Source organism: Scleromatobacter humisilvae, assembly GCF_023231945.1.
In the GTDB taxonomy this organism is placed as follows: Bacteria; Pseudomonadota; Gammaproteobacteria; order Burkholderiales; family Burkholderiaceae_C; genus Scleromatobacter; species Scleromatobacter humisilvae.
On record NZ_JAJLJH010000002.1, the window covers coordinates 742,609 to 768,119 of the forward strand.

Sequence of the window (25,511 nt, forward strand, 5' to 3'; positions counted from 1 at the left end):
GGACGTGAGTTGCAGAAGCGCTAGTCTAGTCCGTGGCGCGAGCGGAGGCTTCGCCGGGCCGATTCAAGGCGCGAGTGCATGCGCGTGCAGTCGGCGCGACGCACGAGATCCTCGCCAGGCTCGCTGCCAGAACCACCCTGAGAACACATGACCGCCGACGACCGCCGCGCGCCGGCGACATCGCTCAGTACTCGCCGGGCCCCTGGTAGTCCGGCGCCAGGTTCTCGAACTTCGTCCACTGCCGCAGGAAGGCGAGCTTTGTCGTCCCGACCGGGCCGTTCCGCTGCTTGGCGATGATGATCTCGGCGACGCCCGGCTCCTTCGATTCCTTGTTGTAGTACTCGTCGCGGTAGATGAACATGATGATGTCCGCGTCCTGCTCGATGGCGCCGGATTCGCGCAGGTCGGACATCATCGGGCGCTTGTCCGGACGCGATTCCACGCTGCGGTTCAGCTGCGACAGCGCGATCACCGGGCAGTTCAGCTCCTTGGCCAGCGCCTTCAGTCCGCGCGAGATCTCGCTGATCTCGGTGGCGCGGTTCTCGCCGTTGCCCGCGCCTGTCATCAGCTGCAGGTAGTCGATCACGATCAGGCCGAGGCGGCCGCACTGGCGGGCCTGGCGGCGCGCGCGGGCACGCAGTTCCGGGCCGGTCAGGCCCGGCGTTTCGTCGATGAAGACCGAGGACTTCGACAGGCGCTCCACCGCTTCGGTGAGGCGGCCCCACTCGTCGTTCTCGAGGCGGCCCGTGCGCAGGTGCTGCTGGTCGATGCGGCCTTGCGAGCCGACCATCCGCAGCGCGAGCTGGGACGCGCCCATTTCCATCGAGAAAACGACCACCGGCAGGCCTTCGTTGACGGACACGTTCTCGGCGATGTTCAGCGCGAAGGCCGTCTTGCCCATCGACGGCCGCGCCGCCAGGATGATCAGGTCGCCCGGCTGCAGGCCGGCGGTGTTCTTGTCGAGGTCGTAGAAGCCGGTGCGCACGCCGGTGACGTCCTCGGCGCCGTTCTCGGCCAGTTCGGTCACGCGGTCGATCAGCTGCACCGCGAGCACGTCCATGCTGTGGAAGCCCTGCTTGTTGCGGTTGCCTTCCTCGCCGATCTTGAAGATCTTGCCCTCGGCCTCGTCGAGGATCTGCGTGACCGCGCGGCCCTGCGGGTTGAACGCGTTGGTGGCGATCTCGTCCGAGGCGGCGATCAGCTTGCGCAGGATCGCGCGCTCGCGCACGATCTCCGCGTAGCGGCGCATGTTGGCCGCGCTCGGCACGCTCTGCGCGAGCGCGTTGAGGTATTGCAGGCCGCCGGAGTCCGCGGCCTTGCCGGCCATCTGCAGCTGCTCGTAGACGGTGATGACGTCGGCGGGCTTGCTCGCGCCGATGAGCGCCCCGATCGCGCCGAATATCACCTTGTGCTCGAAGCGATAGAAGTCGGCCTCGGTGACGATGTCGGCCGCGCGATCCCAGGCGCCGTTGTCGAGCAGCAGGCCGCCCAGCACGCTCTGTTCGGCCTCGATGGATTGCGGGGGCACGCGCAGCTTGGCGACCTCGTCGTCGCGGGATTCGCCGCGGCTGGGCAGTGCGGAGTCAAAGACGGTGGTCATGTGTCGTCGATCTTAAGGGCGCGCAGGAAATCGTCTGTGGACAAGCTTGTGGACAGCCTGGGGAGCTTGTGAGAACAAGTCGAAATATTGGCGCGCCAATGAAAAAGGGCCGACGCGAGTCGACCCTTTCGAGCTGCAGGCGGGCGACAAGCCCGCGCGAAACTTCAGTCTTGCTCGGCAACCACCTGCACGGTGACGTCGACGACGACGTCCGTGTGGGCGGCAACGGACACGGCGTGCTCGCCGACCGTCTTGAGCGGGCCGTTCGGCAGACGGATCTGCGACTTGGCCACTTCGAAGCCGTTCTTGGTCAGCGCTTCGGCGATGTCGGCGTTGGTGACCGAACCGAACAGGCGACCGTCGACGCCGGCCTTCTGCGAGATGCGGACGGTCTTGCCGGCCAGCTTCTCGCCGAACGCTTGCGCGGTGGCCAGCTTCTCCGCGGCGGCCTTCTCGAGCTCGGCGCGCTTGTCTTCGAATTCCTTGATCGCGGTCGCGGTGGCGCGGCGCGCCATGCGGCTCGGGATCAGGAAGTTGCGTGCGAAGCCGTCCTTGACCTTGACGACGTCGCCCAGGTTACCGAGGTTGGCGACCTTTTCCAGCAGGATGATTTGCATGGTGGGTGTCTCCTCAGACGCGGTGTTGATCGCTGTACGGCAGCAGGGCCAGGAAGCGGGCGCGCTTGATGGCGACCGTCAGCTGGCGCTGGTAGAACGCGCGGGTGCCGGTCAGGCGGGCCGGCGTGATCTTGCCGTTCTCACCGATGAAGTCGCGCAGGGTGTCGACATCCTTGTAATCGATGTGATCGACCTTGGCGACCGTGAAACGGCAGAAGCGCTTGCGGCGGAACAGCAGCGATTGCTGGTTGCGCTTCGGACGCTTGTCCTTGGAAAAACGAGACTTCGGCGGGGGCATGGTGATGACCTCTGAAAATGGTTCCGATTGAATGGCGTGGGGGACGTATCCGTCAGGCGTCGACCTCGGTCACGTGGAAGACAAGCCCTTTCGCGTTGCGAGAGGGAGCGATGAAGCCGGCGTAGCTGGCGACCTGCCCGAGGGCCAGGGTCGCGATCTGTCGCGTGATTCCACCGATCGCCACCGCACGGATCGTCATGACGACCTTGCGCGGCTGCTTGTCCTCGATCACCTCGGATTCGTGCTTCAGGCTCAGGTCGAGCGCGGGAAGTCCGGCCGGGGTGTACCGTGTCGCACCGCGTTCCACCAGCTCGGCAGAGAGAATCAGTCGATTCATCGCTGCTGCTCAGCAGTTCGCGGCGGTTGCCTTCAGGCCGTCGCCTCCTGCGACGATGCCGACTTGCGGGCTTCTTCCTTCTCCACGGCCTTCATCATGACGGACGGGTTAGTGTCGGCCTTGTCGCGCAGCACCGTGAGGTGGCGCAGGACGGCATCGTTGAAGCGGAAGCCGGTTTCCAGCTCGGCCAGGGCTTCCTTGCCGCACTCGATGTTGAGGCAGATGTAGTGAGCCTTGGCAAGCTTCTGGATCGTGTAGGCCAGCTGGCGGCGGCCCCAGTCTTCCAGTCGGACCACCTTGCCACCGGAATTGGTGACGAGGGCCTTGTAGCGTTCCAGCATGGCCGGAACCTGTTCGCTTTGATCCGGATGGATCAGCAGAACGATTTCATAGTGACGCATGAACACTCCTTGTGGATTTCCAGCGAGCTGGAAGGAAGCCGCCCCGAAAGCGTCAACTACGGCATTTCGCGTCCTGGGACACAAAACACCCACGGGTGCGGCAAGGAAAGCCTGCGATCATAGCACAAGATGTTGGCCCCACGGGCGCCAGCGCTCCCTGCCCCCGAGGGGCCGGCCGCGAGCGGCCCGGCAGAGCCCGATCCGCCGCTCCCTCGAACTTCCAGTGGGCGCCCGAGCGGCAGCGCCGGAGCCAAACGAAAGCAGCCCGGCTGGCCGGGCTGCTGCGCTTCGGGTCGAGCTACTTGCGGGCCGCCAAGGCGTTCCAGGTATCGACCACCGAATCCGGATTCAGCGAGATCGACACGATGCCCTCGTCGGCCAGCCAGGCCGCGAAGTCCGGGTGGTCGCTGGGGCCCTGGCCGCAGATGCCGACGTACTTGCCCACCGAGCGGCAGGCGTTGATCGCGCGCGAGATCATCGCCTTGACGGCCGGGTCGCGCTCGTCGAAGTCCTCGGCCAGCTGGGCCAGGCCGGAGTCGCGGTCCAGGCCGAGCGTGAGCTGCGTCAGGTCGTTGGAGCCGATCGACATGCCGTCGAAGTGCTCCAGGAACTGGTCGGCCAGGATGGCGTTGCTGGGCACCTCGCACATCATGATGACGCGCAGGCCGTCGACGCCGCGCTTCAGTCCGCGCTCGGCAAGCATGCCCACCACGCGCTCGGCCTGGCGCACGGTGCGCACGAACGGCACCATGATCTCGACGTTCGTCAGGCCCATGTCGTGGCGCACGCGCTTGAGGGCTTCGCACTCCATCGCGAAGGCGTCCTGGAACTCGCCGCTGATGTAGCGCGACGCGCCGCGGAAGCCCAGCATCGGGTTCTCTTCGTCCGGCTCGTAGCGCGAGCCGCCGATCAGCTTCTTGTACTCGTTGGACTTGAAGTCCGACAGGCGCACGATGACCGGCTTGGGCCAGAACGCGGCGGCGATCGTGGCGACGCCCTCGGCGAGCTTGTCGACGTAGAACGCGCGCGGCGACGCGTGGCCGCGGGCCACCGATTCCACGGCCTTCTTCAGGTCGACGTCGATGTTGGGATAGTCGAGGATCGCCTTCGGGTGGACGCCGATGTTGTTGTTGATGATGAACTCGAGGCGGGCCAGGCCGACGCCGGAGTTGGGCAGCTGCGAGAAGTTGAACGCCAGCTGCGGGTTGCCGACGTTCATCATGATCTTGATCGCGCTGTACGGCATCTCGCCGCGCACCACTTCGCTGACTTCCGTCTCGAGCAGGCCGTCGTAGACGAAGCCGGTGTCGCCTTCCGAGCAGACCACCGTCACGAGCGCGCCGTCGGCGAGCAGGTCCGTGGCGTCGCCGCAGCCGACCACGGCCGGGATGCCCAGCTCGCGCGCGATGATGGCCGCGTGGCACGTGCGCCCGCCGCGGTTGGTGACGATGGCGCCGGCGCGCTTCATCACCGGCTCCCAGTTCGGGTCGGTCATGTCGGCGACGAGCACGTCGCCCGGCTGGACCTGGTCCATCTCGGAGATGTTGCGGCAAACGCGCACGGGGCCGGTGCCGATCTTCTGGCCGATCGCGCGGCCCTCGACCAGCACGGTGCCCGAGCCCTTGAGCTTGTAGCGGTGCTCGGCCTGGTTGCCGGCGTTGCTCTTGACCGTCTCCGGACGCGCCTGGAGGATGTAGAGCAGGCCGTCGCCGCCGTCCTTGCCCCACTCGATGTCCATCGCGCGGCCGTAGTGCTTCTCGATGATCACCGCGTACCTGGCGAGCTCGGTCACGTCGGCGTCGTTCAACGAATAGCGGTTGCGCTGCTCGGGCGGCGTGTCGACGGTGCGCACCAGCTTGCCGTCCTTCGCCTTTTCCTCGGGCGTCGCGAACTCCATGCGGATCAGCTTCGAGCCGAGGCTGCGGCGGATGACGGCGACCTTGCCGGCAGCCAGCGCCGGCTTGTGCACGTAGAACTCGTCGGGATTGACCGCGCCCTGCACCACCGTCTCGCCCAGGCCGTAGCTGGAGGTGATGAAGACGACGTCGGGAAAGCCGCTCTCGGTGTCGAGCGTGAACATGACGCCCGCCGCGCCGAGGTCCGAGCGCACCATGCGCTGCACGCCGGCGGACAGGGCGACTTCGGTGTCGGCGTAGCCCTTGTGGACGCGGTAGCTGATGGCGCGGTCGTTGTAGAGCGACGCGAAGACCTCGCGCATCTTGTGCAGCACGCCGTCGATGCCGACGACGTTGAGGAAGGTTTCCTGCTGGCCGGCGAAGGACGCGTCGGGCATGTCTTCGGCGGTGGCCGACGAGCGCACCGCGAACGAGGCGTTCGGGTCGCTGGCGGACAGGCGCGCGAACTCCTCGCGGACGCCCTTCTCGAGTTCCGGCGGGAACGGCGCGTCCTCGATCCAGCGGCGGATCTCGGTGCCGGCCTCGGCGAGCGCGCGCACGTCGTCGGTGTCGAGCGACTTCAGGCGCGCGGCGATGCGCTCGGTCAGGCCGCCGAACTCAAGGAACTCGCGGAACGCGTGGGCGGTCGTGGCGAATCCGCCGGGGACGCGCACGCCCGTGGCGGCCAGCTGGCTGATCATTTCGCCGAGGCTGGCGTTCTTGCCGCCGACGACGTCGACGTCGGTCATCCTCAGCTCTTCGAACGGGACTACCAGTCTGGTGGCCAGTGCGGGGTTGGACATGGGAAAGCTCCTTGATGATGAAAAACCGGGCGCCCAAGCGTCGTTTCCCCGCGCAGCGGGAAAAATGCGAGCTCTGCTCGCATATTCATGCCACGCGCCTCGACAGCGTGTTGTTCGTGTTGTTCGTCGAGGAGGGCCATGGAAACGGGACGTCAGGCAGATTTATGGTTCAGTTGGGCGGGATTCTACGGAGGATCTGCCTATCATCGGGTAGGACAGACGCCCTAACGCCAGCAAGGCGACCCCACCAAATGCCCAATCGCACCGTTTTCTTCATCTCCGACGGCACCGGGATCACCGCCGAAACCTTCGGCAGCTCGATCCTCGCCCAGTTCCCGGGCAAGCCGCGCAAGGTGCGCCGGCCCTTCATCGACACCATCGAGAAGGCCCGTGCCGTGGTCGAGGAGATCAACCACACCGCCAACGCCGAGGGCAAGAAGCCGATCGTCTTCATCACGATGGCCACCGAGGACGTGCGCGACATCATCGTCGACCCCGCCTGCGCCGGCGTCGTGATGGACATGTTCCGCACCTTCGTCGAGCCGCTGGAGCACGAGTTCGGCATGAAGTCGAACCACCGCGTCGGCCGCTTCTCGGATGCGGCCAAGAGCGAGGAATACAACGAGCGCATCGAGGCGATCAACTTCTCGCTGGCGCACGACGACGGCCAGTCGGCCAAGAACCTGGCCTCGGCCGACGTCATCCTGGTGGGCGTCAGCCGCTGCGGCAAGACGCCGACGACGCTCTACCTGGCCATGCAGCACGGCATCAAGGCGGCCAACTACCCGCTGATCCCCGAGGACTTCGAGCGCGGCCAGTTCCCGTCGACGCTGTCGCCGTACAAGGCCAAGTGCTTCGGCCTGACGATCGACCCCGAGCGCCTGACGCAGATCCGCAACGAGCGCCGCCCCAACAGCAAGTACGCGGCGCTCGAGAACTGCCGCTACGAGGTGCGCGAGGCGGAGTCGATGATGAAGCGCAACGGCATCGCGTGGCTGTCGTCGACGCACAAGTCGATCGAGGAGATCGCCGCGACCATCCTGCGCGACATCCGGCCGGACAAGCTGATCTACTGAGCCTGCCGAGTGCGCGGCCTCGACTGGCGCGCCTCCTTCATGGCCCACGCGGCATCGCGGCGCGCGTTCGCCAGCAGTCGTCGAAGCCCCCCATCGTGACGCCCAGGTAGCGGGCCAGCCGCTCGCGGGACTTCGGCGGCCAGAAGTGCATGCGAACGCAGGCGAGGGTCCTCTTTCGGCGCACCGTCAGGAAGAAGCCGCGACTGCAGCGCCTCAGCGGAACGCCAGGCCGTGCTCGCCGATCGCCGCGCGGTCGGCGTCCTGCCCGAGCAGCCGGTCGAGGTTGGTGCGGGCGTTGCGGCGCAGCGCCTCGCCGGCCTGCGGACCCGCCTGCCCGCGCCGCACGGCCTCGCGGCCGGTGGCCAGCAGCGTGCCGATGATCGCGAGCTCCTCGTACATCTCGCGCCGCTGCGCCGGCGAGGCCTGCGTGAAGCGCGGATTGTCCTGCAGCACCGCGCGCATCTGGCCGACCAGCGCGACGAAGTCGGCGTCGGGCAGGTCGACGTCGTGCACGACCATGTAGCTGCCCGCGATGCAGGCCGCCACCGGCCCGGCGACGTCGTCGGGCGGCAGTTGCAGCGCGGTCGAGATCTGCTGCCAGGCGGCCAGCACGCGGGTCAGCCGGGCTTCCAGGTCGGCCCGCTTGTCGGGCGCGGCCGCGGCCGCGAGCGCGTGCGGGCCGGACGGCGCGCCGCCGGCCCGCGCCAGCGTGCTCGCCCCGCCCTGCGCGTGCTTCCTGTTGACCTGGCGCAGCATCTCGCTGGCCTGGTTGCCCATCACCATCGGGGCGAGGTTGGCGGGCATCTCGACGTAGCCCTGGAAGGGCATGGACTGGGCGCGCGCGGCGCCGGCCACGGCGAGCGCGGCGACGAGAAGGACTGAGCGAAGGAACACGGCTTGCATGAGGTGGGTCATCCGGCGTTGTCGCGCGGCCTCTCCCTGTGCCGCGTCGTGGCGGCGGATGCTAACGGCGTCCGGGCCGCCGCGGCGCGCGCCTGCCCAGTCAATCCCTCGATCGGCCCCAGCAACATGCCCCGCTACGGCAATCTCTCCGGCGACTCCGGCGTCGTCTCGTACGAAACGACCCGCGACTCGATCACGCTGACCTTCGTCAACGGCGACCGATACGTGTACACGCATGCCCGGCCCGGACGCGCGGCCGTCGATCGGATGAAGGCGCTCGCGAAGGCAGGCCGTGGCCTGAGCACCTTCGTCTCGCAGCAGGTGCGCGAGAACTACGAACGCAAACTTTAGGCGGGCGTCAGGCCGCGACGACCTCGAAGTCGACGGCGAAGACCTGCACGCCGTTGACCACCAGCTCCAGACGATGCCGCCCGAGCGGGTCGCCCTCGTCGAACCAGAAGTCGTCGGTGATCCGCGCCTGGTCCGACGACTGCGGCTTCGTGCGCAGCACCCGCGGCTCGGCGAGACTCATGTTGCCGGTGGCCGCCTTCGTCCCGGACGGCAGGCGCACGACCTCGTACCACTCGAGCGGCGCCCGATCCCAGTTCGTGAACTCGATGCCGAAGCGAAAGCCCGAGGCCTTGTAGCGGCGCGGGATGCGTGTCGTCTCGGTGGCGAGGCGCCAGTCCCCGTCGCCATCCTGGGCCAGGATGCCGAATCGGTAGCTCGGCCTGGACTTGCCCGACGCCAGGCCCGTCAATGCCAGCGCCGGGAGCGCGAGCAGCCGTCGTCGCTGCATGGAAGCTCCTAGGCCGGCCGCCGTTGCCGCGCTGACTCGTAAAGGCACATCGCCGCCGCCGCCGCGACGTTGAGCGACTCCTCGCCGCCCGGCTGCGCGATGCGCACGCGCAGCGTGCAGGCCGCGGTCACCGCGTCGCTCATGCCCTGCCCTTCATGGCCGAACACCCAGGCCAGCGGCGTCGGCAGCGTCGTCTCGTGCAGCCACCGCGCGTCGCGCAGGTGCGTGCCGACGATGGGCAGGCCCAGCGCGGCGACGTCGCCGATCGCCGCGCCCTCGACCAGCGCCAGCGCGAAATGCGCGCCCATGCCGGCACGCAGCACCTTGGGCGACCACAGCGCGACGCTGCCCTTGAGCGCGATCACCTGCGCGAAGCCCATCGCCGACGCCGTGCGCAGGATGCTGCCGACGTTGCCAGGATCCTGCAGGCGGTCGAGGACGATCGTGTCGCGGGCGGGCTGCGGCACGACGGCGGTGCCGGCGTCGATCAGGAAGCCGATGGGTGCCGGCGATTCCAGCCCGCTCAGCTCGCGCATCAATGCATCGGGCACGCAGACGACCTCCGGCGCGTTGCGCGCCAGCGCCTCGAGCGCGGGCACGGCCCAGCCGGACTCGGTGACGATCGCGCGCGCGGGCGTGCGTCCCCGCTCCAGCAGCGCGCGGCACAGGTGGTCGCCCTCCAGCCAGACCCGGCCCAGCTTGCGGTAGGCCGCCGGATCGGCCAGCAGCTTGCGCAGGTCCTTGAACAGGTCGTTGTGGCGCGACGTGACCTGGCGGACGATCGTCATTCTTCGAGACAGGCTCGACGCAGCGCCGCCACCCGCACCGGCTCGAACGAACGGCGATGCCAGGCGCATGGCCCGTGCTCGTCGAGCGCGGCCAGGTGCGCCGCGGTGCCGTAGCCCTTGTGCGTGCCGAAGCCGTATTGGGGGTAGTGCAGCTCGTGCTCGACGCAGATGCGGTCGCGCGTGACCTTGGCCAGGATGGACGCCGCCGAGATCGACGCCACCGTCGCGTCGCCGCCGATGACGGCCTCCGCGCGGATGCGGATCTTGGGCAGGCGGTTGCCGTCCACCAGCACCTTGTGCGGCGGCAGGCGCAGGCCCTCGACGGCGCGCTTCATCGCCAGCATCGTGGCGTGCAGGATGTTGAGCTCGTCGATCTCGGCCACGCTCGCCTCGGCGACGCAGAACGCCAGTGCGTGCGCGCGGATCTCGTCGAACAGGCGCTCGCGCCGCAGCGCGGTCAGCTGCTTGGAGTCGTTGAGCCCCTTGATGCGCTTCATGTCGTCGAGGATGACCGCGGCGGCCACGACCGGCCCGGCCAGCGGGCCGCGGCCGGCCTCGTCGACCCCGGCGACGAGCCCCTCGTTGGCATCGAAGCGCAGCGAGATCTGCTCAGGCTTTGACAACTTGCGCGATGGCATCGGCGGACTCCCGCACCGTGTCGCGGCGCAGCAGGTGGTGTAGTTCGTTGAAACGGACGCGCACGGTCTCGCGGCGCGCCTCGTCGTCCAGCCACTCGATTGTCGCTCGCGCGAGCGCGTCCGGGGTGGCGTCTTCCTGAATGAGTTCGGGAACGACGAATTCGCGGCACAGCACGTTGGGCAGGCCCGCCCAGGGCTGCAGGCGCAAGCGCTTCATGCGCAACGCGTTGAACCAGCCGACGACATAGGTGATGACCATCGGGCGCTTGTACAGCGCGGCCTCCAGCGTGGCAGTGCCGCTGGCGACGATGGTGACGTCGCAGGCCGCCAGCGCATCGTGCGAGCGCCCGTCCAGCAGGTCGATCGGCACGCCCGGCGCGTGACGCTCCAGCAGCGGCTCGACCAGCGCGCGCATGCCCGGGGCGACCGGCAGCACGAAGCGCAGGCCGGCGCGCTGTCGATGCAGGATCGCGGCCGCCGCCAGCACGCGCGGCGCGATCAGCTTGATCTCGGAGCGCCGGCTTCCCGGCAGCAACGCCACCACCTGGGCCGTCTCCGGCAAGTTCAGCGCGCCGCGCGCGGCCGCGCGATCCGGCTCCAGCGGGATCACCTGCGCCAGCGGATGGCCGACATACGTGGCCGGGATGCCGTGCGCATGCAGCAGCTCGGGTTCGAACGGAAACAGGCACAGCACGTGGTCGGCCGAGGCCTTGATCGTCTCGACGCGCTCCGGCCGCCAGGCCCAGATCGACGGACAGACGAAGTGCACGGTCTTGATGCCGGCCTGCTTCAGCCGCCTCTCGAGGCCGAAGTTGAAGTCGGGCGCATCGACGCCGATGAAGACGTCAGGACGCCCGGCGATCAGGCGGTCGCCCAGCGCGTTGCGGATGCCCACCAGCTCGCGGTAGTTCATCAGCACGTCGACGTAGCCGAACAGCGACAGCTTCTCCGCCGGCCACCAGGCGTCGAAGCCGAGCGCGACCATCTTCGGGCCGCCGATGCCGCCGGCGGTCAGCGCGGGCCAGCGCGCCTTGAGGCCTTGCAGCAGCAGGCTGGCCAGCAGGTCGCCGGAGGTCTCGCCGGCGACCATGCCCAGGCGCAGGGCGTCGGGCTCGGGGGGATTCGTTCGCGCGGGCTCGGGGCTCATCGACACGTGTTCAGCGGACCAGGCCGCGCGTGCCGGACGCGATGAAGCCCAGCATCGCGTCGATGTCGCCGTTGACGCGGGCATCGTCGCCGCGCATCGCCTCGATCTCCGCCTTGGCCAGCTCCAGCGTCTGGCCCTTGCGGTACAGCGCCTTGTGCATGTCGCGGATCGCAGCGATCTGCGCGGGGGTGAAGTCGCGCCGCTTCAGGCCGGTGAGGTTGACCGCGCGCAGCGCCATCGGATTGCCCTCGGCGACCATGTAGGGCGGCACGTCCTGGCTCACGTGGGCCTGGAAGCCGATCATCGCGTGGGCGCCGATGTGGACGAACTGGTGCACGCCCGACAGCCCGCCGACGACGGCCCAGTCGCCGACGCGCACGTGCCCGGCCAGCGTCACGCCATTGGCCAGCACGGTGCGGTCGCCCAGGCGCACGTCGTGGGCGACGTGCACGTAGGCCATGATCCAGTTGTCCGAGCCGACGCGGGTGATGCCCTCTTCCTTGTGCGTGCCGGTGTTGAGCGTGCAGAACTCGCGGATCGTGTTGCGGTCGCCGATGTGCAGCTCGGTCAGCTCGCCCTTGTGGCTCATGTCCTGCGGCATCGCGCCGATGGAGCCGAACTGGTAGAAGACGTTGTCGCGGCCGATCGTCGTGCGGCCCTCGATCACGCAGTGCGGACCGACCCTGGTGCCCGCGCCGATGCGCACGTGCGGGCCGATGACGGCGTACGGGCCGACGCTGACCGTCGCGTCGAGCACGGCGGCCGGATCGACGATCGCCGTCGGATGGATGAGACTCATGCGCGGCTCCGACTCAGGCGGCGACCGCCCGGACCGTGCACATCAGCTCGGCCTCGACGGCCAGCTCGCCGTCGACGGTCGCGCGCGTCGAGTACTTGTAGATGCCGGCCTTCTTGCGCGTGATCGTCGACTCGAGGACCAGCTGGTCGCCCGGCTCCACCACGCGCTTGAAGCGCGCGCCGTCGATTCCCGCGAAGTAGTAGAGCCGCGAGCCGTCCGACTCCTCGCCTTCCGACGAGAACGACAGCAGCGCCGAGGCCTGGGCCAGCGCCTCCAGCATCAGCACCCCGGGCATCACCGGGCGGTTCGGGAAGTGCCCGTTGAAGAACGGCTCGTTGATCGTGACGTTCTTCAGCGCCTTGATGCGCACATCCTTCTCGAACTCGATCACGCGATCGACGAGCAGGAACGGATAGCGGTGCGGCAGCTTCTTGATGATCTGGTGGATGTCCATCAACATGGCAGTCTCATTCTTTCTTTTGCGCCTTCTCGAGCGCACGCACGCGCTCGCGAAGGGCATACAGGTTGCGCAGCGTGACTGCGTTCTTTTCCCAGCTGGCGTGCTCGTCGACCGGGAAGATCGCCGTGTAGACGCCCTTCTTGCGCAGCGAGTGCATCACCATCGTCGACGCCGACACGGTGACGCCGTCGACGATCTCGATGTGGCCCTGGATCATCGCGGCCCCGCCGATCATCACGTTGCGGCCGACCTTCGTGGAGCCGGCGATGCCCACGCAGGCGGCCATCACCGTGTGCGCACCGATGTGGCAGTTGTGGCCGATCTGGATCTGGTTGTCCAGCTTGACGCCGTCTTCCAGCACGGTGTCCTCGAGCGCGCCGCGGTCGACGCAGGTGTTGGCGCCGATGTCGACGTCGTTGCCGATGCGCACGCCGCCCAGCTGCTCGATGCGCTCCCAGCGCCCTTGCGTCGGCGCGATGCCGAAGCCGTCGGCGCCGATGACCGCGCCGCTCTGGAACACGCAGCGTTCGCCGACGCTGCAGCCTGCCGCGATGGTCACGCGCGGATGCATGACGCTGTCCGCGCCCACGCGCGAGCCCGCGCCGACGACGCAATGAGCGCCCAGCTGCACGCGCTCGCCGATGACGGCGCCGGACTCGACCACCGCCATCGGCCCGATGACGGCGCTCGCGGCGACCTGCGCGTCGGGAGCGACATACGCGGACGGATGCACGCCGGCCGGCGGCACGGGCCGCAGCCGCTGCGCCCACCATTGCGTCAGGCGCGCGAAGTACAGATAGGGGTCGTCGGTGACGACGAGCGAGCGGTCGTTGGGCGCGGCGGCGACGAGCGAGGGCGCGACGACGATGGCTCCGGCCTGGCTGGCCTCGAGCAGCGTGCGCAGCTTCGCCTGCGCGACGAAGGTGATCGCATCGCCGCCCGCCGTCTCCAGCGGGGCGATGCGTGCGATCGCCTGCGCGGGGTCTCCCCGCAGTTCTCCGCCCAGCGCCGCAACGATCTCACCCAGGCGAACTGAGTTCATGTCGCGACTTCAACTACGAGCCCGCACGGCCGCCCGAAGGGCGAGTGCCCCCGCCTGGCGGGGCGGCGCGAAGCGCCAGGGGTGCTGTCATTTCACTTGCCGGCGTTCAGCGCGTCGATGACCTTCTTGGTCAGGTCGATGCGCGGGCTGACGTAGAACACCAGTTGATCCTGCACGATGAGGTCGAAGTGCTCGGCCTCGCCGATGGCCTTGATCGTGCGCTGGGCGCGTTCCGAGACGTTGTTGACTTCCTCGTTCTTGCGCTGCGTCAGGTCTTCCTGGTATTCGCGCTGCTTGCGCTGCAGGTCGCGGTCGAGCTCGATCAGCTCGCGCTGGCGGCGCGCCTTCTCGGCTTCGGACAGCGTGGGCGAGTCGCGATCGAGCTTGTCGGCCTGCGCGCGGAATGCGGCGCTCTGGTCGTTGAGTTCCTTCTGGCGCTTGCCGAACTCGGCCTCGAGCTTGGCCGCCGCGCGCTTGGCCGGCTCGGCCTCGCGCAGCACGCGCTCGCCGTTGACATAGCCGATCTTCAGTTCTTGAGCCTGGACCGACACCGCGATCGACGAAACGGAGGCCAGCAACAGGGCGGAAATCAATTTCATGGAACGGGCTTTCATCAAAACGCGGTACCGACTTGGAACTGGAACCGTTGAATTCTATCGTTTGGCTCGGCGCGGATCGGCAGGCCGTAGCTCAGCTTGAACGGGCCCACCGGCGAGGTCCAGCTCAGGCCCAGGCCGGCCGAGGCGCGCAGCGTGCCCAGGTCCATGTGGTCGTGCTCGGTCCAGACGTTGCCGGCGTCGAGGAACGCGAACAGGCGCAGGCTCTTGTCCTTGTCGGCGCCCGGCACCGGGATGTAGAGCTCGTTGTTGATGTTCAGCTTCTTGGAGCCGCCGATGAAGGCGCCGGTGACGTCCACCGTGCCCTTGCCGAGAGAGCCCTGCTCGAAGACGCGCACCGAGCCCAGGCCGCCGCCGTAGAAGTTCTTGAAGACCGGATATTCCTTGCCGTTCAGGCCGGTGCCGTAGCCGACTTCGGCGTTGACGCCCAGCGAGAAGTGGTTGCCGAGGTCGAAATACTGCGTGACCTGGCCGTTCATGCGCGCGTACTGCACGTCGCCCCACAGCGAGAAGTCGGTGTTGGCGCGGATGTAGCGGCCGGCCGTCGGCGAGATGCCCGAGTCGCGCTCGTCGCGCGACCAGCCCGCGGTGATCGGGTAGGAGTTGGCGTACGAGCCGAACTGGCCGACGAAGTCGAAGTAGCTGTTGGGCACGCCCTGCAGCGAGCCGATGTGGGTCTGCTCGGCGCCGATGCCCACGAACACCGTGTCGTACTCCGAGTACGGCAGGCCGAAGCGGACATCGAAGCCCGGCGTCGACACCGCGTAGGCGTCGCCCGAGCTGTTGAGCGGGCGCGACGTGCGGTAGTAGATGTCGAAGGTGCGCGAGATGCCGTCGTCCGTGAAGTACGGATTCGTTTCGCTGATCGACAGGTTCTTGTTCGTGTGGGCCGTGCTCACGTCGAGCGCGATGTAGTTGCCCGAGCCGAACACGTTTTCCTTCTTGATCGAGCCGGTCAGCGAGATCTTGTCGGCCTGCGAATAGCCGGCGGCCAGCGTCAGGTTGCCGGTGGGCTTCTCGACGACGTTGACGGTGAGGTCGACCTGGTCGGGGGCGCCCGGCACGTCGTTGGTGTCGACGTCCACGCTGCTGAAGAAGCCGAGGCGGTCGACGCGGTCGCGCGACAGCTTGATCTTGGAGCCGTCGTACCACGCCGATTCGAACTGGCGGAACTCGCGGCGGATGACTTCGTCGCGCGTGATCGTGTTGCCCGACAGGTTGACACGACGCACGTAGGCGCGGCGACCCGGGTCGGCGACGAGCACGACCACGACCTGGCCCGTCTTGCGGTCGACCTCGGTGCGCGGCTCGACGTGCGCGAACGCGTAGCCGTAGGTGCCGAACAGGTCGGTGAACGCGCGCGTGGTGGCGGTGACGTCGTCGCCGTGGTACGAGGCGCCAGGCTTGATCGTGATGAGGTTCTTGAACTGCGCGTCGCGCCCGAGGTAGTTGCCTTCCAGGCGCACCGCCGTGACGACGTAGGGCTGGCCTTCGGTGACGGCGATCGTCACGCTGATCGTCTGCTTGTCCGGCGAGATCGTGACCTGTGTCGACGTGATGTCGAACTCGAGGTAGCCCTTGTTGAGGTAGAACGCGCGCAGCTTCTCGAGGTCGGCGTTGAGCTTGGTGCGCGAGTAGCGGTCGGACTTCGTGTACCACGTGAGCCAGCCGCCCGTGGTCAGGTCCAGCTGGTCGATCAGCTTGGATTCGGAGAACGCCTTCGCGCCGATGATGCGGATGTCGCGGATGTGCGCGACGTCGCCTTCCGACACCTTGAACGTGACGTTGACGCGGTTGCGCTCCAGCGGCGTGACCGTGGTGACGACCTCGGCCGCGTAGAGGCTGTGGCCCAGGTACTGGCGCTTGATTTCCTGCTCGGCGCGATCGACGATGGCCTTGTCGAACGGCAGGCCCTCGCCGATGCCGGCGTCCTTCAGGGCCTTGACCAGCGTGTCCTTGTCGAACTCCTTGGTGCCGAGGAAGTTCACCGACGCGATCGTGGCGCGCTCGTCGACGATCACCACCACCACGTCGCCTTCGACGTCGATGCGCACGTCCTTGAACAGGCCCGTTGCGAACAGCGCGCGCAGCGCGGCGGCGGCCTTCTCGTCGGAGTAGCTGTCGCCGACGCGGAACGGCATCACCGAGAACACGCTGCCGGGGTCGGTGCGCTGCAGGCCTTCGACGCGGATGTCGCGGATCTGGAAGGGTTCGATCGCCAGTGCGGCAAGGGGCAACGCGGCACCGGCGAGGATCACGCAGGCAGCGACAGGGCGCATCAGGCTCGGGAAGAGTGAAGACATCAGGAGTTTTTTACCGGCCCAGGAAGCGGACCAAGTCGTTGGAAAGGGCGAGAGACATCAACAACAGGATCGCGAAGACCCCGCCATACCGCAGCCACGTCTGCCACGGCGTCGAGACCGGACGACCGGTCGCACCCTCGAAGAGATAATACAGCAGCCGTCCCCCATCGAGCACCGGGATAGGCAGCAGGTTCAGCACGCCGATGCCCACGCTGACCTGCGCCAGGTAGGTCAGGAAATGCGACAGCCCCAGCTTGGCGGACTTGGCGGCCCCGTCGGCGATCGTGATCGGCCCGTTCAGGTTCTTCAGCGAGGCCTTGCCGGTGAGCATGCGGCCGAACATGCGCAGGCTCAGCACCGCATGGCGTCCCATCTGCTGCGCGCCGTAGACGACGGCGTCGACCGGCCCCAGGTGCACCAGCTCGGCCGGATAGGCGCCGAGGACGACGTCGGCCTTGGCTGCCGTGACGCCGCCTTCGCTGACGATGCGCGGCGTCACCGCGAGGGTCAGCGGCGTGCCGGCGCGCAGCACGTGCCACTGCATCGTCCTGGGCTTGCCGCCCGCGGCCGCGGCGCGGATGCGCGTCTGCAGCCCGAAGGCGTCGGCGATCACATCGTCGTCGATGCGCTCGACCACGTCGCCCGCGCGCACGCCGGCCAGCGCCGCCGGGCCGGACGCGACGACGTCGGAGATCAGCGGCGGCGCGTACGGCCGCGTCAGGCCGATGCGCGTCGCGGCCTCCTCGTCGAGCTCGGTCTTGCCGAGCGTGTCCAGCGGCAGCGTGATGTCGCGCGTGCCCTGCTCGCCGCGATGCTGGATCTGCAGGCTCAGCGGCTTGCCGTCCATCAGCGCGACGATCGCGCCGACGAAGAAGTCGTCGAACGAATGCACGGGGCGCCAGTCGACGCCGCCGGGGGTGTCGAGATCGTCCTCGCTCGAGGCGACGATGCGGTCGCCGGAGCGCACGCCGGCCGCGGCCAGCATGCTGCCGGCCGGCGGCTGGCTCAGCGCCGGCACCACTTCCTTGATGCCGACGTATTGCGCGGCCGCGTAGAACACCGCGCCGAGGACCAGGTTGGCCAGCGGCCCTGCCAGGATCACGGCCGCGCGCTGCCACAGCGGGCGCCGGCCGAGCGCGCGGTCGACGTCCTCGGGCGGCGTGTCGGCGTCCGGCTTCTCGAGCATCAGCACGTAGCCGCCCAGCGGGATCGCGCTCAGCGTGAACTCGCAGCCCGGCTCGCCGAACGGCCGCCGCCACAGCACCGGCCCGAAGCCCAGCGAGAAGCGATAGATGCGGATGTTGCAGGCCACCGCCACCCGGTAGTGGCCGTATTCGTGGACGGTGATCAGGATGCCCAGCATCACCAGGTAGTACGGGAGGCCGAGCAGGAGATCCATCAACGCTGCTCCGCCAAGCGGCCCACGTGCGCGCGCGCCGCGTCGCGCGCGCGGGCGTCGAGCGCGATGAGCGCCTCGACGGAGGACGCGTCGCCGCCCGCCGGCAGCACCTGCTCCAGCGCCTGCGCGTTCACGCGGTGGATGCCGTCGAAGCGCAGCCGGCCGGCGAGGAAGGCCTCGACGGCGATCTCGTTGGCGGCGTTGAGCACCGTGGTCGACCCCGGCTCGGCGCGCAGCGCGGCCCACGACAGGTGCAGGCCCGGGAAACGCACCGCGTCGGCTTCCTCGAACGTGAGCGCCTTCATCTTCATGAAGTCGAGCGGCTCGCAGCCGGAGTCCATGCGCGCGGGCCACGACATGCCGAACGCGATCGGGCCCTTCATGTCGGGCGTGCCGAGCTGCGCCAGCACCGCGCCGTCGCGCGCGACCACCATCGAGTGGATGATGCTCTGCGGATGGATCACGACCTGGATGCGCTCGGGCGGCAGGTCGAACAGCCAGCGCGCCTCGATGACCTCGAGCGCCTTGTTCATCATCGTGGCCGAGTCGACCGAGATCTTGCGGCCCATGACCCAGTTCGGATGTGCGCACGCCTGGTCGGGCGTGACGTCGCCCAGCGTCGCGGGATCACGCGTGCGGAACGGGCCGCCCGAGGCGGTCAGGATGATGTGGTCGACGGTGTCGTTCCACGCCGCCGGATCGGTGGGCAGGCACTGGAAGATCGCCGAGTGCTCGCTGTCGATCGGGATCAGCGTCGCCCCGCCCTGCTTCACCGCGTCGACGAACAGCTGCCCGCCGACGACCAGCGCCTCCTTGTTGGCCAGCAGCAGCCGCTTGCCCGCGCGCGCAGCTGCGAGGCAGGACGGCAGGCCGGCGGCGCCGACGATGGCGGCCATCACCTGGTCGACGTCCGGATGCGACGCGAGTTCCTCGAGCGCCTTCGCGCCGGCGAGCACCTCCGTCGCGATGCCCGCGGCCTTCACCCGCGCGCCGAGCTCGTTGGCGGCGGCGGCGTCGGGCACGGCGGCGAAGCGCGGGCGCCAGCGCACGATCTGCGCGAACAGCTCGTCGACGCGGCGCTGGCCCGTGAGCGCGAAGACCTCGAAGGTGTCGGGATGCAGCGCGATGACGTCGAGCGTGCTGGTGCCGATCGAGCCCGTCGAGCCGAGGATGCAGACGCGTTGGCGCCGGGCAGAGGAAGTCATTGCGGCACTCAGATCGTCACCAGCGCGAGCGCGGCGGGAAACACGGGCAGCAGCGCGTCGATGCGATCGAGGACGCCGCCGTGGCCCGGCAGCAGCTGGCTCGAGTCCTTGATGCCGGCCGAGCGCTTGGCCAGCGATTCGACCAGGTCGCCCATGATCGCCATCGCGACGAGCGCAGCACACGCGCCGACCATGCCGGCGAAGCCCAGGCGCTCGCGCAGGAGCCAGAACAGGTTGCCGTGCGGGCGCGCCGTCACGATGACGACGATGACCGCCAGCACGATGACCGCCAGCAGCCCGCTGATCGCGCCTTCCCAGCTCTTGCCGGGACTGATGGTCGGCGCGAGCTTGCGCTTGCCGAAGGCGCGGCCGCCGAAGTACGCGAAGATGTCCGCGGCCCAGACGAGCGCGCAGACCGTCGCCAGGTAGGCCAGGCCGCGCTCCCAGGACGCCATCAGCGCCGCCCAGGCCGCGCCGATCAGCACCCAGCCGACCACGAAACGCAGTCCGGCGCTGACCTGCCGGAAGCCGTCGGGGCCCGCCCGCAGCGACACCGCGCCGACCAGCACCCACAGCACCGTGACGCCGGCCCAGGCCTCGGCCGGGACGACGACGCCGCCGACGCCGCCGCCCAGCGGCGCGATCGTGACGCAGGCCAGGCCCAGCACGACACCGGAGGCGACCGCCGCGGCGCGCGGCAGGCCGCAGAGGCGGCCCCACTCCCAGCCGGCGGCCGCGATCAGGACGATGGTCAGGAGAGCGAACGGAAGCGGCGACCTGGCCATCACGGCCGGGATGAGCAGCGCCAGCAGCACCAGCGCGGTGATCACGCGTTCACGCAGCATCGGAACTCCCGGCCAGCACGGCCGCTTCGGGTTTCACGCCGCCGAAACGGCGGTCGCGCGTGGCGTAGATCTTGAACGCGCGGTCCAGTTCCACCTCGTCGAAGTCCGGCCAGAGGCAGTCCGTGAAGTGCAGCTCGGAATAGGCGACCTGCCACAGCAGGAAGTTGCTGATGCGCACTTCGCCGCCGGTGCGGATGAACAGGTCGGGATCCGGCGCCTCGCGCTGCGCCATGTAGCGCGACAGCGTGTCCTCGGAGAGCTCCGTGGCGGGCACGCCGTCCGCGATCGCGCGCTGGCAGGCCTGGACGATGTCCCAGCGGCCGCCGTAGTTGAACGCCACCCACACGGTGATGCGCGTGTTGTGCGCGGTGGTGGCCTCGGCGCGCTCCCAGGCGTTGCGCACCGTCTGCGAGACCGCGCCGCGGTCGCCGATGATGCGCACGCGCACGCCGTCGCCGGCGATCTTGGTGAGGTAGCGCGTCATCGCGCTCAGCACCAGGCCCATCAGGCCCGACACCTCTTCCTCGGGCCGCTTCCAGTTCTCCGACGAGAACGCGAACACGGTGAGGTGCTCGACGCCGCGGTTGGCGCAGGCGTTGATGGTGTGGACCAGCGCGTCGACGCCGTGCTTGTGCCCGAAGATGCGCGGCATGAAGCGCTTCTTGGCCCAGCGGCCGTTGCCGTCCATGACGATGGCCACGTGGCGCGGGACGTTCGGGTCGCGCGTCGAGGTCCCGAAGGTGGACACGGGCGGGTTCACGGCGCGCTTCAAACCGCGAGGATCTCGGTTTCCTTGGTCTGCACCAGCTTGTCGATCTCCGCGATGGTGCGATCGGTCAGCTTCTGGATGTCGTCGACCAGGCGGCGCTCCTCGTCCTCGGTGACTTCCTTGTCCTTGAGCAGCTTCTTGCCGTGCTCGTTGGCTTCGCGGCGAAGGTTGCGCACCGCGACCTTGGAATCCTCGCCCAGGCCCTTGACGACCTTGGTGAGGTCCTTGCGGCGCTCCTCGGTGAGCGCGGGCATCGGCACGCGGATGATCTCGCCGGTGGTCGACGGGTTCAGGCCCAGGTCCGACTCGCGGATGGCCTTCTCGACCTTCGAGATCATCGGCTTTTCCCACGGCTGCACGCCGATGGTGCGGGCGTCGAGCAGCGACAGCTGCGCCACCTGGCTCAGCGGCACCGGCGAGCCGTAGTAGTCGACGTGGATCTGGTCCAGCATGCCCGGGTGGGCGCGGCCGGTGCGGATCTTCTGCAGTTCGCCCTTGAACGACTCGATGGTGCGGCCCATCTTGGTCTCGGCGGTCTTCTTGATGTCGGCGGTACTCATGATCTCTCGTCACTCCTCACTGACGCACGCGCCGCTGGCCGGCACCGTGCTTGGAACTTGCGTCCAGGCGCTGGTCAGACGTGCACCAGCGTGCCTTCGTCCTCGCCCTGCACGACGCGCTTGAGCGCGCCCGGCTTGAAGATGCTGAACACCTTGATGGGCAGATTCTGGTCGCGGCACAGCGCGAACGCGGTGGCGTCCATCACCTGCAGGTTCTTGCCGATCGCCTCGTCGAAGGTGATCGAGGTATAGCGAGTGGCGTCGGGCACCTTCTTCGGGTCGGCCGTGTACACGCCGTCCACCTTGGTCGCCTTCAGCACGATCTCGACGCCCATCTCGGCGCCGCGCAGCGCGGCCGCGGTATCGGTGGTGAAGAACGGGTTGCCGGTGCCGGCGGCGAAGACGACGACCTTGCCCTCTTCGAGGTACTGCAGCGCCTTGGGCCGCACGTAGGGCTCGACGACCTGCTCGATGGAGATCGCCGACATCACGCGGGCGACCATGCCCTCCTGGCGCATCGTGTCGGCCAGCGCGAGGGAATTCATCACCGTCGCGAGCATGCCCATGTAGTCGGCCGTGGCGCGGTCCATGCCGACCGACCCTCCCGCGACGCCGCGGAAGATGTTGCCGCCACCGATCACCACCGCCACCTCGGTGCCCAGGCGCGTGACTTCCTGCACCTCCTGCACCATGCGGACGATCGTGGCCCGGTTGATGCCGTAGGCGTCGTCGCCCATCAGCGCTTCGCCGGAAAGTTTCAGAAGGATGCGCTTGTACGCCGGCATGGATGGGGGCTCCCGAAGGCGCTAGGGTTCGTTGTTCGGTCTCGCAGTGTAAGCCGGGGCCCGAAGGCCCCGACTCGTTCCTGCGGTCTGCTCTGCAGCCTTACTGGCCGCGGGCCGCGGCGACCTGCGCGGCGACTTCGTCGGCGAAGTTGTCGACCTTCTTCTCGATGCCCTCGCCCACGACGTAGAGCGTGAAGCCCTTGATCGTCGTGTTCGCGGCCTTGAGCATCTGCTCGACGGTCTGCTTGTCGTTCTTCACGAAAGTCTGGTTCAGCAGCGAGACTTCCTTCAGGTACTTCGTGACCGAGCCTTCGACCATCTTGGCGACGATGTCGGCCGGCTTGCCCGACTCGGCGGCCTTGGCGGTGGCGACCGAACGCTCGGTCTCGACCAGGTGCGCCGGCACGTCGGCCTGCGACAGCGCCTTCGGCTTCATTGCGGCGACGTGCATCGCGACGTCCTTGGCAGCCGTGTCGTCGCCCTCGAACTGGACGACCACGCCGATGCGCGTGCCGTGCAGGTAGTGCGCCAGGCCGGCGTTCTCGACGCGCTGGAAGCGGCGGATCGACATGTTCTCGCCGATCTTGCCGACCAGCGCCAGGCGCACGGCGTCGACCGTCGAGCCCTCGAACTCGAGCGCGGACAGCGCGGCGACGTCGGCCGGGTTCTTCTCGACGACCAGCTTGGCCATCTTGTTGGCGAAGGCGATGAAATCGTCGTTCTTGGTGACGAAGTCGGTCTCGCAGTTGACTTCGACCATCGCGCCGACGCCGTTGGCGACGTACGCGGCGACCACGCCTTCCGACGTGACGCGCGTGCCGGCGCCGGCCGCCTTGGTGCCGAGCTTGACGCGCAGGATCTCCTCGGCCTTGACGGCGTCGCCGTCGGCTTCGGTCAGGGCCTTCTTGCACATCATCATCGGCGCGTCGGTCTTGGCGCGCAGGTCAGCAACCATGCTTGCGGTAATCGCGGGCATCTTCAAACTCCATCATCTGCGCCGGCCATTGTTGTGGCCGACAGTGAACAAATTGCTTCCGTCCTGTGAAAAGGGGGCCACGAAGCCCCCTTGAACACAGCCCCGGCTCGTGCCGGGAGGGGGTGGTCAGCCTTCGGCGCCGACTTCGACGAATTCGTCGCCAGCGGCCGAGACCTGCTGCACGACTTCGCTCGTGGCGTTGGCCTTGCCTTCGAGCACGGCGTCAGCGACGGCCTTGGCGTACAGCGCCACGGCCTTGGCCGAGTCGTCGTTGCCCGGGATGACGTAGTCGATGCCGATCGGCGAGTGGTTGGTGTCGACGACGCCGATCACCGGGATGCCCAGCTTGTTGGCTTCCTGGATGGCGATCTTGTGGTAGCCGACGTCGATCACGAAGATCGCGTCCGGCAGCGCGGCCATGTCCTGGATGCCGCCGATGTCCTTCTCGAGCTTCATGCGCTCGCGCTCGAACATCAGGGCTTCCTTCTTGATCACGGCCAGCGTGCCGGAATCCTTGGCGGCCTGCATGTCCTTGAGCTTCTTCAGCGAACCCTTGACCGTCTTGAAGTTGGTCAGCATGCCGCCGAGCCAGCGCTGGTCGACGTAGGGCATGCCGCAACGCTGGGCTTCCATCGCGACGACTTCGCGCGCCTGGCGCTTGGTGCCGACCATCAGAACGGTGCCGCGCTTGGCGCTCAGCGTGCGGATGAACTTCAGCGCATTCTCGAAAGCCGGGAGGGTCTTCTCGAGATTGATGATGTGGATCTTGTTGCGATGGCCGTAGATGTACGGGGCCATCTTGGGGTTCCAGAAGCGGGTCTGGTGTCCGAAATGGACGCCGGCTTCCAGCATTTCGCGCATGGATACAGACATGGAGTACTCCAAAGGTTGGGTCTAGAATCCCGGCATACATTGCATCGAGTGACACGGCTTACGGTTCTTAACCAGCCTTTCTACGTCGCCTCGACCACAACACCTTGATTGCCGGGTTCGCGGATTTGGGACTTCTCAGCCCCGTTCTTGCCGAGCAACCGCGCACTTTCATGCTCACTTTCGTGTTCCGCGACTTGCGCCGCCGAATGGCCACCCAGAAAAACCCAAAGAGTATAGCAGGACGTAAGCGCTTCTGCACCATTTCCACCGTCGACTTCCACTTCGAGATGGAGGTCCGATGAAGATCGCGGTGATCGGCGCCGGCATGGCCGGCGTCGCGGCCGCGCAGGCGCTCGCATCCGACGGCCACGAGGTGACGGTGGTCGAGCGCCGCTCCAGCGTCGCCGAGGAAACCAGCTTCGCGCCCGCCGGCATCGCCGCCGCCGGCCTGGCCGCGCCGTGGCTCCCCGCGCCGAGCCGGCTGCAGGCGATGTCCGGCAGCGTCGACGAGGCGGGCCGGCTGCGCGGCATCGGCGCCGCGTTCGCCGCGCCGTCGCTGTTCGGCAAGGGCGACGGCCCCGAGGCGGCGCGGCGCGCCGAGCGCGCGCTCGCGCTGCACGGACTGCTCGCGCTGGGCGTCGAGCGCATCGACGAGCTGTCGCGCGCGCTGGGCCTGGACTTCGAACGCGGCGACGGCCTGCTGCTGACGCTGCCGGACGGCGCCTGTGCCACGCAGGCCGAGGCCGCCGTCGCCTGGCTGCGGGAACGCGGCGAGGCGGCCGAATGGGCCGACGCCGCGCGCCAGCGCCAGCTCGAGCCCGGCCGCGCGGTGGCCGACGACGCGCCGCGCGCCGTGCACCTGCCGAACGCCCGCATCGGCAACACCCGCGAATGGACGCAGCTGCTGCGCGCCCACGCGCAGCACCTGGGCGTGCGTTTCCTGTTCCAGCACGAGGTCGCGGCGATCAGCGCCGGCCCCCGACCGACCGTGAGCTTCGCGGCCGCCGACGAACCGGCGCGCGCGGAGACCTTCGACGCCGTCGTCGTCTGCGCCGCGCTCGAGTCCTCGCGGCTGCTGGCGCCGCTGGGCGTGAAGCTGCCGTGGAAGCCGATCCGCGGCTACTCGGTGACGGTGGCGCAGCACGTGCGCGAGGCCGCGCCGGACTCGGGGCCGCGCGCGGCGCTGCTGGACGTGCGCAGCGGCATCTCCATCAGCCGGCTGGGCGCGCGCGTCCGCGTCGCCGGCGGCCACGAGTCGGTGCCGGCGACGGCCGCGGCGCCCGCCGCGCCGCCCACCCGCAAGGCGCTGCAGCCGCTGTACGACGCCGTCGACAACGGCTTCCCCGGCGCCGTCAACTGGCAGCAGGCACAGGTCTGGCAGGCGGCGCGCGCCGCGCTGGCCGACGGGCTGCCGGCCGTCGGCGCGAGCGGCGTGCCGGGCGTCTGGCTCGACGTCGGCCATGCGCACCACGGCTGGGCGCTGAGCCAGGCCGCGGCCGGCTTGCTCTGCGCGATGATTGCCGGCGAGCCGGCGCCGCCGGAAGCGGCCGCCCTCGCCCCGCAACGACTGCGCTAG

At 68.6% G+C, this 25,511-nt stretch carries 27 protein-coding genes; 3 read left to right on the top strand and 24 right to left on the bottom strand.

The window, feature by feature from the left end:
• Positions 1-184 precede the first annotated feature (184 nt).
• From dnaB to ppsA, 6 genes are all read right to left on the bottom strand, one after another.
• Positions 185-1,600: a replicative DNA helicase gene (gene dnaB, locus LPC04_RS12595; RefSeq protein WP_275682571.1), complete on the bottom strand. Its 1,416-nt coding sequence runs from the start codon at positions 1,598-1,600 to the stop codon at positions 185-187.
• A gap of 164 nt (positions 1,601-1,764) precedes the next feature.
• The gene (gene rplI / locus LPC04_RS12600; protein WP_275682572.1) at positions 1,765-2,217 is read right to left on the bottom strand and encodes a 50S ribosomal protein L9; all 453 of its coding nucleotides are present in this window, start codon (positions 2,215-2,217) and stop codon (positions 1,765-1,767) included.
• A 13-nt stretch (positions 2,218-2,230) separates the two neighbouring features.
• A complete protein-coding gene (gene rpsR / locus LPC04_RS12605) occupies positions 2,231-2,515 on the bottom strand; it encodes a 30S ribosomal protein S18 (RefSeq protein WP_275682573.1) in 285 nt (94 codons plus the stop codon).
• A 52-nt stretch (positions 2,516-2,567) separates the two neighbouring features.
• Positions 2,568-2,852 carry a primosomal replication protein N gene (gene priB / locus LPC04_RS12610; RefSeq protein ID WP_275682574.1) on the bottom strand — a complete coding sequence of 95 codons (285 nt, stop codon included), beginning with the start codon at positions 2,850-2,852 and terminating at the stop codon, positions 2,568-2,570.
• Positions 2,853-2,884: 32 nt separating this feature from the next.
• Positions 2,885-3,253 carry a 30S ribosomal protein S6 gene (rpsF, locus tag LPC04_RS12615; RefSeq protein ID WP_275682575.1) on the bottom strand — a complete coding sequence of 123 codons (369 nt, stop codon included), beginning with the start codon at positions 3,251-3,253 and terminating at the stop codon, positions 2,885-2,887.
• Between the two features lie 298 nt (positions 3,254-3,551).
• Positions 3,552-5,951, bottom strand: coding sequence for a phosphoenolpyruvate synthase (gene ppsA / locus LPC04_RS12620; protein WP_275682576.1), 2,400 nt, complete (start codon positions 5,949-5,951; stop codon positions 3,552-3,554).
• A 251-nt stretch (positions 5,952-6,202) separates the two neighbouring features.
• On the opposite strand from ppsA, the gene ppsR reads away from it, so the two are divergent.
• The gene (gene ppsR, locus LPC04_RS12625) at positions 6,203-7,027 is read left to right on the top strand and encodes a posphoenolpyruvate synthetase regulatory kinase/phosphorylase PpsR (RefSeq protein ID WP_275682577.1); all 825 of its coding nucleotides are present in this window, start codon (positions 6,203-6,205) and stop codon (positions 7,025-7,027) included.
• A 213-nt stretch (positions 7,028-7,240) separates the two neighbouring features.
• Here the strand turns inward: ppsR and LPC04_RS12630 are convergent, their stop codons facing one another.
• Positions 7,241-7,921, bottom strand: a complete 681-nt coding sequence (locus LPC04_RS12630) for a DUF6683 family protein (RefSeq protein ID WP_275682578.1) — start codon at positions 7,919-7,921, stop codon at positions 7,241-7,243.
• A gap of 27 nt (positions 7,922-7,948) precedes the next feature.
• Here LPC04_RS12630 and LPC04_RS12635 point away from each other — a divergent pair, with 27 nt between their 5' ends.
• Positions 7,949-8,281 (top strand): hypothetical protein, encoded by a 333-nt coding sequence (locus LPC04_RS12635; protein WP_338055440.1) that lies wholly within the window; start codon positions 7,949-7,951, stop codon positions 8,279-8,281.
• A gap of 7 nt (positions 8,282-8,288) precedes the next feature.
• On the opposite strand, the gene LPC04_RS12640 is transcribed toward LPC04_RS12635, so the two are convergent.
• The 17 genes from LPC04_RS12640 to rpsB form a co-directional block, all read right to left on the bottom strand.
• Entirely contained in the window at positions 8,289-8,729 is a 441-nt protein-coding gene (locus LPC04_RS12640; RefSeq protein WP_275682579.1) for a hypothetical protein, read from the bottom strand.
• 8 nt (positions 8,730-8,737) lie between these two features.
• The gene (locus LPC04_RS12645) at positions 8,738-9,517 is read right to left on the bottom strand and encodes a TrmH family RNA methyltransferase (protein ID WP_275682580.1); all 780 of its coding nucleotides are present in this window, start codon (positions 9,515-9,517) and stop codon (positions 8,738-8,740) included.
• Complete coding sequence (gene rnhB, locus LPC04_RS12650; RefSeq protein ID WP_275682581.1) at positions 9,514-10,155, bottom strand: ribonuclease HII; 642 nt, start codon at positions 10,153-10,155, stop codon at positions 9,514-9,516. The genes LPC04_RS12645 and rnhB overlap by 4 nt, the downstream gene beginning before the upstream one ends.
• On the bottom strand, positions 10,127-11,302 hold the full coding sequence (gene lpxB, locus LPC04_RS12655; RefSeq protein ID WP_275682582.1) for a lipid-A-disaccharide synthase: 1,176 nt from the start codon (positions 11,300-11,302) through the stop codon (positions 10,127-10,129). Before lpxB ends, rnhB begins: the two co-directional genes overlap by 29 nt.
• A 10-nt stretch (positions 11,303-11,312) precedes the next feature.
• Positions 11,313-12,101 (bottom strand): acyl-ACP--UDP-N-acetylglucosamine O-acyltransferase, encoded by a 789-nt coding sequence (gene lpxA, locus LPC04_RS12660; RefSeq protein WP_275682583.1) that lies wholly within the window; start codon positions 12,099-12,101, stop codon positions 11,313-11,315.
• Between the two features lie 13 nt (positions 12,102-12,114).
• Positions 12,115-12,558: a 3-hydroxyacyl-ACP dehydratase FabZ gene (gene fabZ, locus LPC04_RS12665; RefSeq protein ID WP_275682670.1), complete on the bottom strand. Its 444-nt coding sequence runs from the start codon at positions 12,556-12,558 to the stop codon at positions 12,115-12,117.
• Between the two features lie 10 nt (positions 12,559-12,568).
• On the bottom strand, positions 12,569-13,603 hold the full coding sequence (lpxD, locus tag LPC04_RS12670) for a UDP-3-O-(3-hydroxymyristoyl)glucosamine N-acyltransferase (protein ID WP_275682584.1): 1,035 nt from the start codon (positions 13,601-13,603) through the stop codon (positions 12,569-12,571).
• A gap of 92 nt (positions 13,604-13,695) precedes the next feature.
• Complete coding sequence (locus LPC04_RS12675; RefSeq protein WP_275682585.1) at positions 13,696-14,202, bottom strand: OmpH/Skp family outer membrane protein; 507 nt, start codon at positions 14,200-14,202, stop codon at positions 13,696-13,698.
• Between the two features lie 14 nt (positions 14,203-14,216).
• Positions 14,217-16,523: an outer membrane protein assembly factor BamA gene (bamA, locus tag LPC04_RS12680; protein ID WP_420854716.1), complete on the bottom strand. Its 2,307-nt coding sequence runs from the start codon at positions 16,521-16,523 to the stop codon at positions 14,217-14,219.
• Between the two features lie 10 nt (positions 16,524-16,533).
• Positions 16,534-17,922, bottom strand: a complete 1,389-nt coding sequence (gene rseP, locus LPC04_RS12685; RefSeq protein ID WP_275682586.1) for an RIP metalloprotease RseP — start codon at positions 17,920-17,922, stop codon at positions 16,534-16,536.
• Positions 17,922-19,127 carry a 1-deoxy-D-xylulose-5-phosphate reductoisomerase gene (gene ispC, locus LPC04_RS12690; protein ID WP_275682587.1) on the bottom strand — a complete coding sequence of 402 codons (1,206 nt, stop codon included), beginning with the start codon at positions 19,125-19,127 and terminating at the stop codon, positions 17,922-17,924. Before ispC ends, rseP begins: the two co-directional genes overlap by 1 nt.
• Positions 19,128-19,135: 8 nt before the next feature.
• Positions 19,136-19,972 carry a phosphatidate cytidylyltransferase gene (locus LPC04_RS12695; RefSeq protein ID WP_275682588.1) on the bottom strand — a complete coding sequence of 279 codons (837 nt, stop codon included), beginning with the start codon at positions 19,970-19,972 and terminating at the stop codon, positions 19,136-19,138.
• Complete coding sequence (gene uppS, locus LPC04_RS12700; protein ID WP_275682589.1) at positions 19,962-20,732, bottom strand: polyprenyl diphosphate synthase; 771 nt, start codon at positions 20,730-20,732, stop codon at positions 19,962-19,964. Before uppS ends, LPC04_RS12695 begins: the two co-directional genes overlap by 11 nt.
• 8 nt (positions 20,733-20,740) lie before the next feature.
• A complete protein-coding gene (frr, locus tag LPC04_RS12705) occupies positions 20,741-21,301 on the bottom strand; it encodes a ribosome recycling factor (RefSeq protein ID WP_275682590.1) in 561 nt (186 codons plus the stop codon).
• Between the two features lie 74 nt (positions 21,302-21,375).
• The gene (gene pyrH / locus LPC04_RS12710; RefSeq protein ID WP_275682591.1) at positions 21,376-22,086 is read right to left on the bottom strand and encodes a UMP kinase; all 711 of its coding nucleotides are present in this window, start codon (positions 22,084-22,086) and stop codon (positions 21,376-21,378) included.
• A 100-nt stretch (positions 22,087-22,186) separates the two neighbouring features.
• A complete protein-coding gene (gene tsf, locus LPC04_RS12715) occupies positions 22,187-23,062 on the bottom strand; it encodes a translation elongation factor Ts (RefSeq protein ID WP_275682592.1) in 876 nt (291 codons plus the stop codon).
• Positions 23,063-23,188: 126 nt separating this feature from the next.
• Positions 23,189-23,935 carry a 30S ribosomal protein S2 gene (gene rpsB, locus LPC04_RS12720; RefSeq protein WP_275682593.1) on the bottom strand — a complete coding sequence of 249 codons (747 nt, stop codon included), beginning with the start codon at positions 23,933-23,935 and terminating at the stop codon, positions 23,189-23,191.
• A gap of 298 nt (positions 23,936-24,233) precedes the next feature.
• Between rpsB and LPC04_RS12725 the strand changes: the two genes are divergently transcribed.
• A complete protein-coding gene (locus tag LPC04_RS12725) occupies positions 24,234-25,511 on the top strand; it encodes an NAD(P)/FAD-dependent oxidoreductase (protein ID WP_275682594.1) in 1,278 nt (425 codons plus the stop codon).

What these genes read in the sequence shown, in the direction of transcription:
- ppsA (WP_275682576.1), bottom strand. Translation starts at nt 5,951, where the DNA reads ATGTCCAACCCCGCACTGGCCACCAGACTGGTAGTCCCGTTCGAAGAG.
- dnaB (WP_275682571.1), bottom strand. Translation starts at nt 1,600, where the DNA reads ATGACCACCGTCTTTGACTCCGCACTGCCCAGCCGCGGCGAATCCCGC.
- rpsF (WP_275682575.1), bottom strand. Translation starts at nt 3,253, where the DNA reads ATGCGTCACTATGAAATCGTTCTGCTGATCCATCCGGATCAAAGCGAA.
- lpxA (WP_275682583.1), bottom strand. Translation starts at nt 12,101, where the DNA reads ATGAGTCTCATCCATCCGACGGCGATCGTCGATCCGGCCGCCGTGCTC.
- LPC04_RS12640 (WP_275682579.1), bottom strand. Translation starts at nt 8,729, where the DNA reads ATGCAGCGACGACGGCTGCTCGCGCTCCCGGCGCTGGCATTGACGGGC.
- frr (WP_275682590.1), bottom strand. Translation starts at nt 21,301, where the DNA reads ATGAGTACCGCCGACATCAAGAAGACCGCCGAGACCAAGATGGGCCGC.
- lpxB (WP_275682582.1), bottom strand. Translation starts at nt 11,302, where the DNA reads ATGAGCCCCGAGCCCGCGCGAACGAATCCCCCCGAGCCCGACGCCCTG.
- tsf (WP_275682592.1), bottom strand. Translation starts at nt 23,062, where the DNA reads ATGCCCGCGATTACCGCAAGCATGGTTGCTGACCTGCGCGCCAAGACC.
- LPC04_RS12645 (WP_275682580.1), bottom strand. Translation starts at nt 9,517, where the DNA reads ATGACGATCGTCCGCCAGGTCACGTCGCGCCACAACGACCTGTTCAAG.
- rnhB (WP_275682581.1), bottom strand. Translation starts at nt 10,155, where the DNA reads ATGCCATCGCGCAAGTTGTCAAAGCCTGAGCAGATCTCGCTGCGCTTC.
- lpxD (WP_275682584.1), bottom strand. Translation starts at nt 13,603, where the DNA reads ATGAACTCAGTTCGCCTGGGTGAGATCGTTGCGGCGCTGGGCGGAGAA.
- rpsB (WP_275682593.1), bottom strand. Translation starts at nt 23,935, where the DNA reads ATGTCTGTATCCATGCGCGAAATGCTGGAAGCCGGCGTCCATTTCGGA.
- ispC (WP_275682587.1), bottom strand. Translation starts at nt 19,127, where the DNA reads ATGACTTCCTCTGCCCGGCGCCAACGCGTCTGCATCCTCGGCTCGACG.
- rplI (WP_275682572.1), bottom strand. Translation starts at nt 2,217, where the DNA reads ATGCAAATCATCCTGCTGGAAAAGGTCGCCAACCTCGGTAACCTGGGC.
- LPC04_RS12675 (WP_275682585.1), bottom strand. Translation starts at nt 14,202, where the DNA reads ATGAAATTGATTTCCGCCCTGTTGCTGGCCTCCGTTTCGTCGATCGCG.
- pyrH (WP_275682591.1), bottom strand. Translation starts at nt 22,086, where the DNA reads ATGCCGGCGTACAAGCGCATCCTTCTGAAACTTTCCGGCGAAGCGCTG.
- ppsR (WP_275682577.1), top strand. Translation starts at nt 6,203, where the DNA reads ATGCCCAATCGCACCGTTTTCTTCATCTCCGACGGCACCGGGATCACC.
- rseP (WP_275682586.1), bottom strand. Translation starts at nt 17,922, where the DNA reads ATGGATCTCCTGCTCGGCCTCCCGTACTACCTGGTGATGCTGGGCATC.
- bamA (WP_420854716.1), bottom strand. Translation starts at nt 16,523, where the DNA reads ATGTCTTCACTCTTCCCGAGCCTGATGCGCCCTGTCGCTGCCTGCGTG.
- LPC04_RS12725 (WP_275682594.1), top strand. Translation starts at nt 24,234, where the DNA reads ATGAAGATCGCGGTGATCGGCGCCGGCATGGCCGGCGTCGCGGCCGCG.
- priB (WP_275682574.1), bottom strand. Translation starts at nt 2,852, where the DNA reads ATGAATCGACTGATTCTCTCTGCCGAGCTGGTGGAACGCGGTGCGACA.
- rpsR (WP_275682573.1), bottom strand. Translation starts at nt 2,515, where the DNA reads ATGCCCCCGCCGAAGTCTCGTTTTTCCAAGGACAAGCGTCCGAAGCGC.
- LPC04_RS12695 (WP_275682588.1), bottom strand. Translation starts at nt 19,972, where the DNA reads ATGCTGCGTGAACGCGTGATCACCGCGCTGGTGCTGCTGGCGCTGCTC.